This window comes from Microvirga calopogonii (genome assembly GCF_003347665.1).
In the GTDB taxonomy this organism is placed as follows: domain Bacteria; phylum Pseudomonadota; class Alphaproteobacteria; order Rhizobiales; family Beijerinckiaceae; genus Microvirga; species Microvirga calopogonii.
In genome coordinates, this window is sequence record NZ_QDGA01000001.1 from 246,434 (window position 1) to 261,846 (window position 15,413).

Consider the following 15,413-nt stretch of genomic DNA (forward strand, 5'->3'; position numbering starts at 1 on the left):
CCCGATCCCACGTTCCACATGCTTATAAAGAAATGCCGCCGGGCCTTACCGCGAGAACTTCTTGTACTTGATCCGGTGCGGGATCGTGGAATCCGTGCCGAGGCGGCGCTTCTTGTCCTCCTCGTAATCGGCGAAGTTGCCCTCGAACCATTCCACGTGGCTGTCACCCTCGAAGGCGAGGATGTGGGTGGCGATGCGGTCGAGGAACCAGCGATCGTGCGAGATGATCACGGCGCAGCCCGCGTAATCCTCCAGCGCCTCTTCGAGCGCGCGAAGCGTGTCCACGTCGAGGTCGTTGGTCGGCTCGTCGAGGAGCAGCACGTTGGAGCCCGACTTCAGAATCTTGGCGAGGTGCACGCGGTTGCGCTCGCCGCCCGAGAGCACGCCGACCTTCTTCTGCTGGTCGGAACCCTTGAAGTTGAAGGCGCCGCAATAGGCGCGGGCATTGATCTCGCGCTTGCCGAGATAGAGCACCTCGTTGCCGCCGGAGATCTCCTCGTAGAGGGTCTTGTTGGCGTCGAGCGAGTCGCGGCTCTGGTCGACATAGCCGAGCTTCACGCTTTCGCCGATCTTGATCGAACCCTCGTCCGGCTGCTCCTGACCGGTGATCATGCGGAAGAGCGTGGTCTTGCCGGCGCCGTTCGGGCCGATGACGCCGACGATGCCGCCCGGCGGCAGCTTGAAGGACAGCCCGTCGATGAGCAGCTTGTCGCCGAAGGCCTTCTTGAGGTTGTCGAACTCGATGACGTTGTTGCCCAGGCGCTCGGCGATTGGGATGATGATCTGGGCCGTCGTCGGGCCCTTCTCGTTGGCCTTGGCCACGAGGTCCTCATAGCGCTGGATACGCGCCTTCGACTTGGCCTGACGGGCCTTCGGCGAGGCCGCAACCCATTCCCGCTCGCGCTCGATGGTGCGCTGGTGAGCCGCTTCCTCACGACCCTCCTGCTCGAGACGCTTCTGCTTCTGCTCCAGCCAGGAGGAGTAGTTGCCTTCGTAAGGAATGCCCCGGCCGCGGTCGAGCTCGAGAATCCAGCCCGTCACGTTGTCGAGGAAGTAGCGGTCGTGGGTGACGATCAGGATCGCGCCCGGATAACTGCGCAGGTGCCCTTCGAGCCAGGCGGTCGTTTCGGCGTCCAGGTGGTTGGTCGGCTCGTCAAGGAGCAGGAGTTCCGGCTGTTCCAGGAGCAGCTTGCACAGGGCCACGCGGCGGCGCTCGCCGCCCGAGAGCTTGTCCACCGACCAGTCGTCCGGCGGACAGCGCAGGGCGTCCATGGCCTGGTCGACCTGGGAATCGAGATCCCAGAGGCCCTTGGCCTCGATCTCGTCCTGGAGACGGGTCATCTCGTCCGCCGTCTCCTCGGAATAATTCATGGCGAGCTCGTTGTAGCGGTCGAGGATAGCCTTCTTGGCGGCCACGCCTTCCATGACGTTCTCGCGGACGTTCTTCGACGGGTCCAGCTGGGGCTCCTGCGGCAGGTAGCCGACCCGCGCCCCCTCGGCGACCCAGGCCTCTCCGTTCCAGTCGGTGTCGGTTCCGGCCATGATGCGCAGCAGGGTCGACTTGCCGGCGCCGTTGACGCCGAGCACGCCGATCTTGGCATCCGGGTAGAAGGAGAGATGAACGTTGTCCAAGACCTTCTTGCCGCCCGAATAGGTCTTGGAGAGGCCACGCATGTGGTAGATGAACTGTCGGGACACGGGAAAAGCCCTGCTTGATGATCGGTTGAATGGGATTGGCTGTCAGTTATCAGGGGCGGCCTGCCGGGGCAAGGCGGAGGAGTGTCGCCAGCAGAGTTCCGGAAAGCCAGCACCTGCGGGCCCGCAGCTTGCGCTGCGAGCCTTGTCGGTGGTCGAGGGTGGCGCGAGTGGCAGCCCGGCTCGCTACTGTGTTGGATGGAAGAGCCGGACGGCCGCTTCGCGCACGGTTCTTTTAGGCGTTTAGACTTGGCAGCCCGCAGGCACCAAGGGCCTCCGGCCACAGGGTTGCGAGGCCTGCGACCGGACCGTTCCCCACCCCACACTGGCTGACGCCTCGCGAGCGCGCCCTTCGTCAGGTGAGGATAGGCAACACTATAGCCAAGGTTGCAGCCCCTGTCAAGAACAAAGTGAGAACATAACGTTCGCTTCGCCGCCTGCTCCACGTCATCACCTCCCCGGACTTGATCCGGGGACCCGTGCCGGTGATCCCGACCCGAAGAGCGCGGCGCTTCACCGTATCGGNGCCGCCTGCTCCACGTCATCACCGGCCTCGTGCCGGTGATCCCGATGGGTTGAGGCGCCGCGCCCCACAGAAGCGGGATGGCCGGGACAAGCCCGGCCATGACGGCGGAGGGTGGCAGGGCCTGAAGGTCATCTTCGGGAGAGCACGAAGCGCTAAGGACACGGAGATTCCCCCTTCTGCCCATTTCCCTCTCGGCCTGTTTCGCGCATAGATAGGGCCATGCCGCTCCGCCTGTTGCGTTCCAGCCTCCTCATCCTGATCTTCGGCCTGGCCGTCGCGAGCTGCGGCTACATCCCCCGTCAGGTTGCGGGCCTCCCCTCGGGTCCGCCCTGGGATGCTCTCCCCTTACGGAAATGGTTGGCAGAGGACCGGGCCGAGCCCGTCGCACTGGCCTTCTGCGCTCCGCCCGAATGCAGTCCAGGACTTGCCGTGAGCGTCATTCGCCTGACCGGCAAGGATGCGGATATCACGGATGCCATCTTGGGGGACCCGGAGCGTCTGGCCCGGGCGCTGCGCTCGCCTGCTGGCCGGGAGAAGCCGGTCAAAACCCGGATCAGCGTCGAGCGCCTCAGGGACACCCCCTATCGCGGCTTCGCCATCGATCTCGCCCCATTGGACGGCAGCAAGCGTCCGGCCTATGGCGCCGCCTTCGGAAAGCGCGACAGCGAGGCTCTCTCGGTTGTCCTCGTCATCGGCGAGAGCCCGGATTCTGTGCTCGAAACGGCCAAGGAGGTCGCTGCCCGCGAATTAGGCTCCTGAGCCCGTTGTCTCTTGCGGCTAAATTCTTTATGGCCTTGGCCAAATCTCAACAGCCCGAGGCCCCCATGAAAGCCCGTGTCACCGTGACCCTCAAGAACGGCGTTCTCGATCCCCAAGGCAAGGCCATCGAAGGTGCCCTCAAGTCCCTTGGGGTCGAGGGCATCGACGGCGTGCGCCAGGGCAAGGTCTTCGACATCGAGCTCGGAACCGCCGACAGGGCCCAGGCCGAAGCCCAGCTCAAGGCCGCCTGCGAGAAGCTTCTCGCGAATACGGTCATTGAAAACTATCGCGTCGAAATCGCGTGAGGCTTCCATGAAATCTGCCGTCATCGTCTTCCCCGGCTCCAATCGCGAAGGCGATGTGCTGCGGGCGCTCAAATCCGCCGGATCCCAGGTGGAGAAGGTCTGGCACGCCGAGACCGAGCTGCCGAAGGGCACGGATCTCGTGGTCCTGCCGGGCGGCTTCTCCTACGGCGATTATCTGCGCTGCGGCGCGATTGCCGGCCGCGCGACCGTCATGGATGCGGTACGCGCCCATGCAGCGCGGGGGGGCCTTGTGCTCGGCATCTGCAACGGCTTTCAGATCCTTTGCGAATCCGGGCTTCTTCCCGGGATCCTGATGCGCAATGCCAACCTGAAGTTCATCTGCCACCGGCAGTTCCTGCGTGTCGAGCGCAACGACACCGCCTTCACCCGGGCCTATGCCAAGGGTCAGGCCATCGACGTCTGCGTGGCGCATGGCGAGGGTAACTACACGGCCGACGAGGAAACCCTGAAGCGTCTCGAAGGCGACGGTCTGGTGGCCTTCCGCTATTCCGACGCGCAGGGCCACATCACGCAGGACGCCAACCGCAACGGCTCCATGAATTCGATTGCGGGCATCTACTCGCCCAAGCTCAACGTGCTCGGCATGATGCCCCATCCCGAGAACCTGATCGAAGACCTCGTGGGCGGCACGGATGGGCGTGGCCTGTTCGAGAGCCTCGTGTCGAGCTTTCCGAAAGCGGCCTGATCCAAGAAGCGGGGACGAGACGCCCCCGCAGCCCTCATTCTGAGGAGCGAAGCGTCTCGAAGGACGAGGGCGTCTCCAGCGCTCTCTGGACCCGGTGTCCTCGTCCTTCGAGACGGGCCTAGCGGCCCTCCTCAGGATGAGGACATCTGATTGTCCCTCCCTCCTCCCAACCGGAAGAGGGTAACACTGCGAGACCCCGATGATCCGCAACGACGTCGCCATCACCCCGGAGCTGGTCAAGGAGCACGGGCTGAAGCCGGACGAATACGAGCGCTTCGTGAACCTGATCGGCCGCGAGCCGACCATCACCGAGCTCGGCATCGTGTCGGCCATGTGGAACGAGCATTGCTCGTACAAGTCCTCCCGTATCCACCTGCGCGGCCTGCCCACCAAGGCACCCTGGGTCATCCAGGGGCCGGGCGAGAACGCGGGCGTGATCGATATCGGCGATGGTCTGGCCTGCATCTTCAAGATGGAAAGCCATAACCACCCGTCGTTCATCGAGCCCTACCAGGGTGCGGCGACGGGGGTCGGCGGCATCCTGCGCGACGTGTTCACCATGGGCGCGCGCCCCATCGCGTCGCTGAACTTCCTGCGCTTCGGCGAGCCGGATCACCCGAAGACCCCTCACCTCGTCTCGGGCGTGGTGGCGGGCATCGGCGGCTACGGCAATTCCTTCGGTGTGCCGACGGTCGGCGGCAGCGTCGGCTTCGACAAGCGCTACAACGGCAACATCCTGGTCAACGCCATGGCGGTAGGTCTCGCCCGCACGGACGAGATCTTCTACGCGAAGGCCACCGGCGTCGGGAACCCGATCGTCTATCTCGGCTCCAAGACCGGCCGCGACGGCATCCACGGCGCCACCATGGCGTCGGCCGAGTTCGACGATGCGTCCGAGGAGAAGCGCCCCACCGTGCAGGTGGGCGACCCCTTCGCCGAAAAGCTCCTGCTCGAAGCCTGCCTCGAACTCATGAAGTCCGGCGCGGTGATCGCCATTCAGGACATGGGTGCGGCCGGCCTCACCAGCTCCGCGGTCGAGATGGGCGCGAAGGGCAATCTCGGCATCGAGCTCTACCTCGACAAGGTGCCCTGCCGCGAAGAGGGCATGACCGCCTACGAGATGATGCTGTCCGAGAGCCAGGAGCGCATGCTCATGGTGCTCAAGCCCGGCATGGAGAAGGAGGCCGAGGCCATCTTCCACAAGTGGGGCCTGGACTTCGCCGTGATCGGCAAGACCACCGATACGCTCCGCTTCGTCATCAAGCACCAGGGCGAGGTCAAGGCCGACCTTCCCATCAAGGAGCTGGGTGACGAGGCTCCGCTTTATGATCGTCCCTGGGTGGAGAGCCCCAAGCAGCCGGTGATCGCGCCCGACAGCGTGAAGGCCCCGATGTCGGAGGCCGAGGCGCTGCTCAAGCTCGTCGGCTCGCCGGACCAGAGCTCGAAGCGCTGGGTCTGGGAGCAGTACGACCACCTCATCCTCGGCAACACGGTCCAGACGCCCGGCGGCGATGCCGCCATCGTGCGCATCGAGGACGGCCCGAAGGGTCTGGCGCTCACCACCGACGTGACGCCGCGCTATTGCGAGGCCGATCCTTTCGAGGGCGGCAAGCAGGCGGTGGCGGAAGCCTGGCGCAACATCACGGCGGTCGGCGGCCTGCCGCTGGCGCTGACCGACAACCTCAACTTCGCCAGCCCGGAGCGGCCCGAATCCATGGGCCAGTTCGTCGGCTGCGTCCGGGGCATCGGCGAGGCCTGTAAGGCGCTCGACTTCCCGGTCGTGTCCGGCAACGTCTCGCTCTACAACGAGACCAACGGCCAGGGCATCCTGCCGACACCCGCCATCGGCGGCGTCGGCCTCCTCGACGACGTGACGGTCAATGCCTCCATCGCGTTCAAGCAGGAGGGCGAGGCCATCATCCTCATCGGTGCGACCCAAGGTTGGCTCGGCCAGTCGATTTACCTGCGCGACGTCTGCGGCCGGGAGGAAGGCGCGCCGCCGCCGGTGGACCTCGCCCAGGAGAAGCGCAACGGCGATTTCGTGCGCCAGCTCGTCCGCTCCGGCCAAGTCAAGACCGTCCACGACCTCTCGGACGGCGGCATTGCGCTGGCTCTCGCCGAAATGGCCATGGCCGGCCAAATGGGCGCCGAGATCACGGCTGTTCCCGAGGGCCTGCCCCTCCACGCCTTCCTCTTCGGCGAGGATCAGGCCCGCTACCTCATCGCCGTCGACGAGGACGTGGCGGCCGACATCCTCTACGAGGCCGGCGCCGGCGGCATTCCGGCCGTGACCCTGGGCATCACCGGGGGCGATGCGTTGATTCTGCCCGGCCGGCAGGCCATATCCGTGAAGCAATTGAAGGCAGCGCACGAAGCCTGGCTGCCGGAATACATGACCGGCAAGTCTTAAGGAGTTTGATCCATGCCGATGGATTCCCGTGAAATCGAAAGCATGATCAAGGCCGCGCTGCCCGACGCGGTGGTCGAGATCAAGGATCTGGCCGGCGACGGCGATCATTATGCCGCCACCGTCACCTCCTCGGCCTTCAAGGGGAAGTCGCGGGTCCAGCAGCACCAGATGGTCTATGCAGCGCTGCAAGGACGCATGGGAGGCGTGCTTCATGCCCTTGCATTGACGACCGTTGCACCCGACAATTGAGACGTGAAACCCGGCGCCTTGACCGCTGAGGAACAGGAGACATCATGGCTGACGCCAACCAGATCATCGACAACGAAGTGAAGTCCAACGACGTCGTGCTGTTCATGAAGGGCACGCCGCAATTCCCCATGTGCGGGTTCTCGGGCCAGGTCGTCCAGATCCTCAACTACCTCGGCGTGCCCTACAAGGGCGTCAACGTCCTCGAGGACGAGACCATCCGCCAGGGCATCAAGGATTATTCCAACTGGCCGACCATTCCGCAGCTCTACGTGAAGGGCGAGTTCGTCGGCGGCTGCGACATCACCCGCGAGATGTTCCAGGCCGGCGAGTTGCAGCAGCTCTTCGTCGACAAGGGCATCCAGGTTCAGCAGAGCGCCTGAGGCAATCGCTCTTCCTGAAGAGATCGAGGCGGGGCATGGCCCCGCCTTTTTTGCGTTTGCGGCCCGTCGAAACGGGCGTGATATGTCGCATTCCTCAAACGGCTCAGTTTTCGGCACAATGGTTTGTGCTGAACACAACAGAAGAGCCGCTCGACACAGAATAAGAAGGAGCGGCGAGAAGGGGCTTTTCCATGTTCGAACCCGAGACGAATGTCGTCGCCTTCAAGCCGCGCAAGGCCGTGGCTCATCACCCCAGGAGCCTGATGGAGCGCATCTATGCCGCCGGCTCGCTCTCCGTCCGGGCGGATGACCGGGCCACGAAGGCGGCGGCCGTCATGCTGCAGGCTCTGGGATTCCTGGTCATCGAGGAAATCCTGGCCGACGGCACCCCGCGTCGTCTCCAGCGTGGGGAGGCCCGCCAAGCCATGGACCGCCCCTGGCGCCTCTCAAAGCCGGCCTTTTCCGGCGAAATCGGCATTCCCGACGTCAGCGGGGCCTTTCCGGCCTGACCCTGGGTCAGCCCAGTTGGCCGCTTCCATGGGCGGTGATACCCTGTATGGCGCGATGCGCGGCGGGATCGCTATCCGTCTGCCGGGTCGGATCCGCTCGCGATCTTGAAGGGCTCACCCATGGCGCCCGTCCATTCCAGGATCTGCAAGGGTTGCTGGCAGCAGCTGCATATTCCCGTACCTCTCCGCGGGCCGGTTTCCGTGCCTTTTCGCATCTTCGGCATTCGCCCGAGCCGGATGAATCCGAATACCTGCACGGTCTGCGAGCTCATGTTCACGCGGATCATGAAAGCCCGCAACATCCCCGTCGACGTCTCCGTCCTTTTCGCGGACCTCAGGGGCTATACGGCCCTGTCGCAGTCGCTGCCGCCCGACGCGGTCTCATCCCTGCTCGATGCCTTCTACGACGAATGTGCGGAGGCGATCTGGGAATATGACGGCCTGCTGAACAAGACCATCGGCGACTCCGTCATGGCGCTCTTCAACTTCCCCATCCAGCAGCGGAACCATGCCGAGCAGGCGGTCCGGGCCGGGCGCGAGATCCTGCGCCGCTGCGAGGTCCGCCGCAAGACTTTGCTCTCGGACCATGCGGCCCTCGGCGACACCGATCTCGGCGTCGGGATCGGCATCGACTCGGGCGTGGTGAGCTTCGGGGAATTCGGCCGGTCGCATCGCGATCTGACCGCGATCGGCCCCGTGGTGAATACGGCCGCCCGCGCCCAGGCTGCGGCTGCGACGGGCGAAATCCTGGTAACCCGTGCCGTTTTCGACAGGGCCGGGCGCGACATGGTCAAAGGCGAGGGACGGGAATATCGCCTGAAAGGCTTCGAGGCTCCCGTCCAGCTTTACGCAGCCTGAACCCGAGCCGCCGATCAGGAGCGGTTCAGGGCAGCCTTCATGAACGTGACGGCGTCGGGCGAAGCCCACTCGGCCGGCCCCTTCAGCAAGGCGATCTCGCAACCCGCGGCATCGACCACGAAGGTGGTCGGCAGGCCGACCACATGGCCGGATTTCTGCAGCACCTGCAGCAGCTTGCCCTCCGGGTCGGCGTGATAGGCCAGGTTCCTGATGCCGTTCTCCTGCAGCCAGGCCTTCGGCTTCTCGCGGTTGCGCGTATCGACGTTGATGGCGACGACCTGGAAATCGGAGCCGCCCAGCTCCGTCTGGAGCTTGTCGAGAGCGGGCATTTCCTGTCGGCAGGGCACGCACCAGGTCGCCCAGAGGTTGACCAGGATCATCTTGCCCTTGAAGTCCGACAGGCTCATGGGCTGGCCCTCGGGGCCGTTGAAGGCGATCACGGGCGGCGGCTTCGGCGCTTGGCTGACCCCGACGGCCGCCACCTCACCCTTGGCAAGCGGCTTCAGACGCTCGACGGTCGGCTTCGACGCGCGGCATTCGGCAACGCCGGCCGCCATGGGATCATGGGGCGCAAAGCCGTACCAGGCCGCGCCGGCCGCTCCGATCACCGCCAGGGCGCCCAGACCGACGAGCCAGCTTTTCCGGGAATTCACTGCATTCGACATGGCCCGTGATGTGGCGCTTTTTGGCGCAAGCCTCAAGCCCTCACGTCCAAAACACGACCGTTCGCCCATCACGAAAGCGTTGAGGTCACAGGCTGTTTTCTTCCACGCCGAAAGCATCGTGCGGAAAACCGGATCCACTTTTCCGCACGATGCGCTTGCCTCTCGCATCTGAAATCGCTTCCCGCTATGGTGCGGCCACGTTTCGGAGCTTGTAATGTCGTCCAGCCTGACTTTTCCCCGCGCGGTTGTGGTTGCGGGCCTTCTCGTTCTCGGTTTGACCGCCTGCGGCCGACGCGGCGCCCTCGAGCCGCCGCCGGATGCCTCGGCACAGGCTGCCGAGACCCAGACGCAGGTGCCGACGAGCGATGCCACCCTGCCCTCCCCGGTCGGCACGCCCCGCTCCAGGGCCAACCAGGGCTACACGATTCCGAACAAGCCCTTTATCCTCGACCCGCTGCTTTAGGCTTTTCGATGCACCATTTTGCCTATCGTGACGGCGTCCTCCATGCGGAGGGTGTCGATCTGCGCCGCCTCGCGGACGAGGTCGGAACCCCGTTCTATTGCTATTCCTCGGCCACCCTGGAGCGGCACTACAGGGTCTTCGCCGAAGCCTTCGCCGATACGGACGCTCTCGTCTGCTATGCCATGAAGGCCAATTCCAACCAGGCCGTGCTCCGAACGCTCGGCCGCCTCGGCGCGGGCATGGACATCGTGTCCGAGGGTGAGCTGCGCCGCGCGCTGGCGGCCGGCGTGCCCGGCGAACGGATCGTGTTCTCGGGCGTCGGCAAGACCCGGTCCGAGATGGCCTTCGCCCTCGAGAGCGGCATTCTCTGCTTCAACGTGGAATCGGAGCCGGAGCTCGAGGCGCTGTCCGAAGTGGCGGTCTCCAAGGGTGTTCGCGCGCCCGTGTCGATCCGCATCAACCCGGATGTGGACGCCAAGACCCACGCGAAGATTTCGACCGGCAAGTCCGAGAACAAGTTCGGCATCCCCATCGCCCGGGCCCGAGAGGTCTATGCCCGGGCGGCGGCACTCAAGGGAATCGCGGTCACCGGCGTCGACATGCATATCGGCAGCCAGATCACGGATCTGGCCCCTTACGACAATGCGACCGCCCTTCTGGCCGAACTCGCCCGCGATCTGATGGCCGACGGGCACAAGCTGCACCACATCGATCTCGGCGGCGGCCTCGGCATTCCCTATCGCGAGAACAACGAGCCGCCGCCCGACCCGCAGGCCTATGCGGCGATCATCAAGCGCCACACCAAGGATCTCGGCCTCAAGCTCGTCTTCGAGATGGGCCGCATGATCGCCGGCAATGCGGGCGTCCTCATCGCCCGGGTCATCTACGTCAAGCAGGGCGCCGACAAGCCCTTCGTGATCGTCGATGCCGCCATGAACGACCTCATCCGCCCGACGCTCTACGAAGCCCATCACGACATCAAGCCGGTCGCCGAGGCCACGCCCGACACGCCGCGCATCGTCGCCGACGTGGTCGGCCCCGTCTGCGAGACCGGCGACTATCTCGCCCTCTCCCGCGACATGCCGGAGGTGAAGGCCGGCGACCTCATCGCCATCATGACCGCCGGCGCCTATGGGGCGGTCCAGGCCAGCACCTACAACACCCGGCGTCTCGTGCCCGAGGTGCTCGTCCGCGGCGAGGACCACGCGGTGGTGCGCCCGCGCCCGACCTACGAAGAGCTGATCGGTCTCGACCGGGTTCCGGACTGGCTGGCCTGACAAGCGCCGGCGGGCTGTGTGAACGATTGCGTTCGAAGGTTTGGCGCAGGTTCACCTCTCCCTGAGGGAGAGGTCGCGCCTTAAGGCGCGGGTGAGGGGTTAGTGTCATCTCCGCATAACGCTCTCCCCCTCACCCTCGCTACGCTCGACCTCTCCCCACCGGGGAGAGGCGGACTGGCGGAGCCGATCTCGGGAACACCCGAGATCCGGGGAGAGGTGAGGTTGCGGCAAGGTTCGCCTCGAACAATGCGCCGCCTGAAAGATTGGGGTTTGACCGGTCACCTCTTCTTGAAGCGTTGCGCGCAATTGACCGCTGGTCATCCGGGTCGCGCGTGCTAGCTTTTCCAGCGGGGGTTCACTGCACATCGCGTGCAGCGGGAGATGTTTGGCATGAGCGAAGGCCCGAACCCGTCGCCAGGACGTAGCCACCCGAACCAGCGGTTCGGGCGTCTGGTCGCTCATGCGCGCTGGTCCCTCTGGTGGGAGGAGGCCTGGCCCCGGCTCTGGCTGCCTTTCGCCATCGTGCTGCTGTTCTTCACCCTGTCCTGGCTCGGCCTCTGGCTCGATATGCCGCCCCTGTGGCGCTCCATCGGCTTGGGGCTCTTCGCGGCAGCCTTGCTCCTGTCGCTCTGGCCGCTCTTTCGCCTGCGCATGCCCAGCCGGACGCGCGCGCTCGACCGGCTCGACCGGGATACGGGTCTGAGCCACGGCCCGGCCCGCGTCCTCGACGATACGCTGGCCCTCGGCTCGGCGGATCCCGGCACCAAGGCGCTCTGGGCTCTCCATCGCAAGCGCGCGGAGGACGCCGTCAGCCACATGCGCGTCGGCCTGCCTCAGCCCGATATGGCAAAGCGCGACCGTTATGCCTTGCGGGCCGCAGGGCTTCTGGCCCTGGTGGCGAGCGCCTTCGTGGCAGGACCGGAGATCGGTTCGCGGCTCGCCGCAGCCTTCGACTGGCGTAAGATCGAGACCGCCTCCCCGTCCTTCCGCATCGATGGATGGATCGATCCGCCCCTTTATACCCGCACGCCGCCGCTGATGATCGACCTGGCGCGGGGACAGAACCTGCGCGCCCCGATCCATTCAACCGTGGTGATCCGGATCGCCGGCGAGGGCAGTGCGGAGGTCACGCCGGGCAAGGGCCTGACGCCCCTCCCGGCCAAGGCCAATCAGCGCGCCGACATGCGCGAAGAGCGCTATGTCCTGGACGGATCGAGCGAGCTGACGGTCAGCACGGGCTTCGCGCACAGTGTGACGCTGACCATCGAGGCCATTCCCGATAGCCTGCCCGAGATCGCCTTCACCATGCCGCCCGAGGTCAACGCGCGTGGCACCTTCACCCTGAGCTACAAGGGTAAGGACGATTACGGCATCGCCTCGCTCGACGGCATCGTGGAGAAGGCCGACAACAGCAAGGGTCGCTCCCTCGTTCCCGCACCCCAGCTCACCCTGGCCCTGCCCAGCCATGAGGAGAACGCTCCGGACACCAAGTCGCCGGTCGACCTCACGAACCACGCCTGGGCCGGCGCGCCGGTGACGATCCAGCTCAAGGCCAAGGATGAAGCCGGTCAGGAATCCCTGAGTGAGAAGATCACCTTCACCCTGCCGCAGCGCCCCTTCACCAATCCGCTCGCAAAGGCATTGGTCGAGCAGCGGCGCAATCTCGTGCTCGCGCCCGATGACCGCAAGCGCGTGCAGGTGGCGCTCGACGCGCTGCTGATCGCTCCGGAGGAATACACACCGCAATGGGGCGTGTTCATGGGCCTGCGGACCGGCGCCGAGCGCCTGCGCGTCGCCAAGACCGACCAGCAGCTGCTCGATGTGGCCGAGTGGCTCTGGGCCATGGCGCTCCAGATCGAGGACGGCAACCTCTCCGATGCTGAGCGCGACCTGCGCGCCGCCCAGGAGCGCCTGAAGGAGGCCATGGACCGGGGCGCTCCGGACGAGGAGATCCGCCGGCTCACGGACGAGCTGCGGCAGGCCATGGACAAGTTCCTGCGCGAGTTCGCCCAGCGCATGCAGCAGAATCAGCAATCGCAGGATCAGAACCAGCGCACGCCGCCGGACCGCATGATCTCTCAGGACGACCTCAACCGCATGCTGCGCCAGATGGAGGACGCCATGCGCCGGGGCGACGTGGCCGAGGCCCAGCGTCTCCTCGAACAATTGCGCAATATCCTCGAGAACCTGCAGACGGCGCAGCCCAACAGCCGCATGACCGATCCCCTCGGGCGCGAGATGAATCAGGCCATGCAGGATATGGAGGACATGGCGCGCGAGCAGCAGAACCTGCGCGACGAGACTTTCCGCGACGGCCAGAACCGGCGCATGCAGCAGGGTGATCGCCCCCGCCAGGGGCAGCGTCAGGGCCAGCGGCAGCAGGGACAGCGCCAACAGGGTCAGCAAGGCCAGAAAGGTCAGCAGGGCGAGGATCAGGATCAGGCCGATAACGGTCAGGGTGGACAGGATCAGGATCCCCTGGGCCTGCGGCAACGACAGCAGGCTCTGCGGGAAAGGCTGGAAGAGCTGCAGCGCCGCATGCAGGGCATGGGCATGCAGAACGAGCAGGGCCTGGGCGATGCCGAGCAGGCCATGCGCGAGGCTGAGGGCGCTCTGGGGCAAGGGCAGGATGGCCCGGCCGTCGATGCCCAGGGCCGGGCGCTGGAGAATCTCCGGCGTGGCATGCAGGGCATGGCCCAGCAGATGCAACAGATGCAGCAGGGAGACGGCCAGGGCAACGAACAGGCCGGCGACCAGCCCGGCCAGGGCAACCCGCAAGGCAACCAGCAGGCGGGACAGCGCGACACCGATCCTCTCGGACGACCCACGCGAAACCGGGATTATTCCGACGGACGTGTCGACGTGCCCAGCGTCAACCAGTCCCCGGCCCAACGGGCGCAACGGATCTTGGAAGAATTGCGGCGCAAGCTGGGCGACCCGAGCCGTCCCCAGGAAGAGCTCGATTATTTCGAACGGCTTCTGCGGCGGAACTGACATTCGGGCAATCGGCCCTCTTGCCTCGCCTCCGGGTTCGGGCCACGGTCGCCCGAACTTCTCGATGGAATCACAATGACGAGTTTTGTCGATTTGCTTGTGCCGATTGCAGTGGTGGCCGTCGCCTTCGTGCTGCTCCTGGGCCTGATCAACATGCTGCGCGGCGGCAATGCCAATCGGTCGCAGCACCTCATGCGCCTGCGCGTCCTGCTTCAGTTCGTGGCGATCATCGTGATCATGGGCGTGATCTGGTGGCGTGCGGCCTGACGTTGGGAGAGGCATGGAAAACCGCGTCCATTGTCCACATGATGGCTCTGCCGTCTCGGTATTGACACTTTTTCGCCACGGTTTGTATTAAGAGAACGTTAGCCATAACGGCATAGCCTGATGGCCTAGATTTTATTGATTTACGGATCTCTTAATGCGCATCAGCCCAGCCATAGGCTTGAGCCTTCTCGTCCTGTTTTCGGGGACGTCGGGCGTCCTAGGCTCCGAATTCAAGCGGCAAACGAGTTCATCCCAGGCCTCAGCCCAGCCGAGCCTGCTGTCGGAGTTCCGTTTCGGATTCTCCGCGCAGGATCCGTGGGGACCGGAAGGACAAGACGGCTCCGCCAATCTCACCGGCGAAATCCTTTTTGCTAAGCCGTTTACAGCTTCGGACCTGTTCACCAGCTATTTCATCCCCCGGCCGCATGTGGGCGGCAGCCTGAATTTCGATGGCCGGACGAGCTTCGCCTATGCGGGTTTGTCCTGGACCGTCGACGTCACGCCTGACATCTTCGTCGAGGGCAGCGTCGGCGGCGCCTTTCACAACGGCAAGGATCATCCTCTGGCTCATCGCCAGGAACTCGGGTGTTCGCCTCTCTTCCGCGAATCGGGCTCCGTGGGTGTGCGGCTCTCGGCGAACTGGAGCGTGATGGCGACCGTGGAGCATCTCTCCAATGGCGGCACCTGTTCGGATGAGAATAGAGGCTTGACGAATGTCGGCGCGCGGGTTGGGTATTCATTTTAACTGAATCCCAACCTTCGGGCTCTGCATGGTCGTCCTCAACCGCATCTACACCCGCACCGGCGACAACGGCACCACGGCCCTGGCCGCCGGCGGGCGCCGCCCGAAATTCGATCTGCGCATCGAAGCCTATGGCACGGTCGACGAGACCAATGCCTGCATCGGCTTGGTCCGTCTCCATACGGCGGGCCACGAGATCGACGCGATGCTCGGCCGCATTCAGAACGATCTCTTCGATCTCGGCGCCGATCTCGCCACCGTCGAAACGGGCAAGCCCCTTCCGTATGAGCCTCTGCGCATCACGCAGGCGCAGGTTGATCGGCTCGAACAGGAGATCGACCGGCTCAACGCGGAGCTGTCGGTTCTGCGTTCCTTCGTTCTCCCAGGCGGTACGCCCGCCGCAGCGGCCCTCCATCTCGCCCGCACGGTCAGCCGTCGCGCGGAGCGCCTCGTGGTGGAGCTCATGGAGAAGCCGGACGAGACGGTGTCTCCGGAAACGGTGAAATACCTGAACCGCCTGTCGGACTTTCTTTTCGTCGCGTCCCGTTACGTCAATGACAAGGGCGCACTCGACGTACTCTGGGTGCCCGGACAAAACCGTTAGGAGC

16 protein-coding genes are annotated in these 15,413 nt (G+C 65.1%); 14 read left to right on the forward strand and 2 right to left on the reverse strand.

What is annotated here, in order from left to right; genetic code table 11:
- Positions 1 to 45 precede the first annotated feature (45 nt).
- Positions 46 to 1,698 (reverse strand): energy-dependent translational throttle protein EttA, encoded by a 1,653-nt coding sequence (ettA, locus tag DDF70_RS01085; RefSeq protein ID WP_114943014.1) that lies wholly within the window; start codon positions 1,696 to 1,698, stop codon positions 46 to 48.
- Between the two features lie 742 nt (positions 1,699 to 2,440).
- Here ettA and DDF70_RS01090 point away from each other — a divergent pair.
- The 8 genes from DDF70_RS01090 to DDF70_RS01125 all read left to right on the forward strand — a co-directional run bounded on the left by DDF70_RS01090 (position 2,441) and on the right by DDF70_RS01125 (position 8,397).
- On the forward strand, positions 2,441 to 2,980 hold the full coding sequence (locus DDF70_RS01090) for a hypothetical protein (protein ID WP_114943015.1): 540 nt from the start codon (positions 2,441 to 2,443) through the stop codon (positions 2,978 to 2,980).
- Positions 2,981 to 3,045: 65 nt separating this feature from the next.
- Positions 3,046 to 3,285: a phosphoribosylformylglycinamidine synthase subunit PurS gene (gene purS, locus DDF70_RS01095; protein WP_114943016.1), complete on the forward strand. Its 240-nt coding sequence runs from the start codon at positions 3,046 to 3,048 to the stop codon at positions 3,283 to 3,285.
- A 7-nt stretch (positions 3,286 to 3,292) separates the two neighbouring features.
- Complete coding sequence (purQ, locus tag DDF70_RS01100) at positions 3,293 to 3,991, forward strand: phosphoribosylformylglycinamidine synthase subunit PurQ (RefSeq protein WP_114943017.1); 699 nt, start codon at positions 3,293 to 3,295, stop codon at positions 3,989 to 3,991.
- 199 nt (positions 3,992 to 4,190) lie between these two features.
- Entirely contained in the window at positions 4,191 to 6,401 is a 2,211-nt protein-coding gene (gene purL / locus DDF70_RS01105) for a phosphoribosylformylglycinamidine synthase subunit PurL (RefSeq protein WP_114943018.1), read from the forward strand.
- Between the two features lie 12 nt (positions 6,402 to 6,413).
- Positions 6,414 to 6,650, forward strand: a complete 237-nt coding sequence (locus tag DDF70_RS01110; RefSeq protein WP_009763310.1) for a BolA family protein — start codon at positions 6,414 to 6,416, stop codon at positions 6,648 to 6,650.
- 44 nt (positions 6,651 to 6,694) lie between these two features.
- A complete protein-coding gene (gene grxD / locus DDF70_RS01115) occupies positions 6,695 to 7,030 on the forward strand; it encodes a Grx4 family monothiol glutaredoxin (RefSeq protein ID WP_114943019.1) in 336 nt (111 codons plus the stop codon).
- Positions 7,031 to 7,221: 191 nt separating this feature from the next.
- A complete protein-coding gene (locus tag DDF70_RS01120) occupies positions 7,222 to 7,539 on the forward strand; it encodes a hypothetical protein (protein ID WP_245435317.1) in 318 nt (105 codons plus the stop codon).
- Between the two features lie 120 nt (positions 7,540 to 7,659).
- On the forward strand, positions 7,660 to 8,397 hold the full coding sequence (locus tag DDF70_RS01125; RefSeq protein ID WP_114943020.1) for an adenylate/guanylate cyclase domain-containing protein: 738 nt from the start codon (positions 7,660 to 7,662) through the stop codon (positions 8,395 to 8,397).
- Between the two features lie 14 nt (positions 8,398 to 8,411).
- On the opposite strand, the gene tlpA is transcribed toward DDF70_RS01125, so the two are convergent.
- Positions 8,412 to 9,062, reverse strand: coding sequence for a thiol:disulfide interchange protein TlpA (gene tlpA / locus DDF70_RS01130; RefSeq protein WP_245435318.1), 651 nt, complete (start codon positions 9,060 to 9,062; stop codon positions 8,412 to 8,414).
- Positions 9,063 to 9,276: 214 nt separating this feature from the next.
- Here tlpA and lptM point away from each other — a divergent pair, with 214 nt between their 5' ends.
- From lptM to DDF70_RS01160, 6 genes are all read left to right on the forward strand, one after another.
- Entirely contained in the window at positions 9,277 to 9,525 is a 249-nt protein-coding gene (lptM, locus tag DDF70_RS01135) for an LPS translocon maturation chaperone LptM (protein WP_114943022.1), read from the forward strand.
- 8 nt (positions 9,526 to 9,533) lie between these two features.
- A complete protein-coding gene (lysA, locus tag DDF70_RS01140; protein ID WP_114943023.1) occupies positions 9,534 to 10,802 on the forward strand; it encodes a diaminopimelate decarboxylase in 1,269 nt (422 codons plus the stop codon).
- A 390-nt stretch (positions 10,803 to 11,192) separates the two neighbouring features.
- The gene (locus tag DDF70_RS01145) at positions 11,193 to 13,796 is read left to right on the forward strand and encodes a TIGR02302 family protein (protein WP_114943024.1); all 2,604 of its coding nucleotides are present in this window, start codon (positions 11,193 to 11,195) and stop codon (positions 13,794 to 13,796) included.
- Positions 13,797 to 13,871: 75 nt separating this feature from the next.
- Positions 13,872 to 14,063: a twin transmembrane helix small protein gene (locus DDF70_RS01150; RefSeq protein ID WP_009763302.1), complete on the forward strand. Its 192-nt coding sequence runs from the start codon at positions 13,872 to 13,874 to the stop codon at positions 14,061 to 14,063.
- A gap of 154 nt (positions 14,064 to 14,217) precedes the next feature.
- Positions 14,218 to 14,808, forward strand: coding sequence for an acyloxyacyl hydrolase (locus DDF70_RS01155; RefSeq protein ID WP_114943025.1), 591 nt, complete (start codon positions 14,218 to 14,220; stop codon positions 14,806 to 14,808).
- 25 nt (positions 14,809 to 14,833) lie between these two features.
- Positions 14,834 to 15,409 (forward strand): cob(I)yrinic acid a,c-diamide adenosyltransferase, encoded by a 576-nt coding sequence (locus DDF70_RS01160; protein ID WP_114943026.1) that lies wholly within the window; start codon positions 14,834 to 14,836, stop codon positions 15,407 to 15,409.
- Positions 15,410 to 15,413 lie beyond the last annotated feature (4 nt).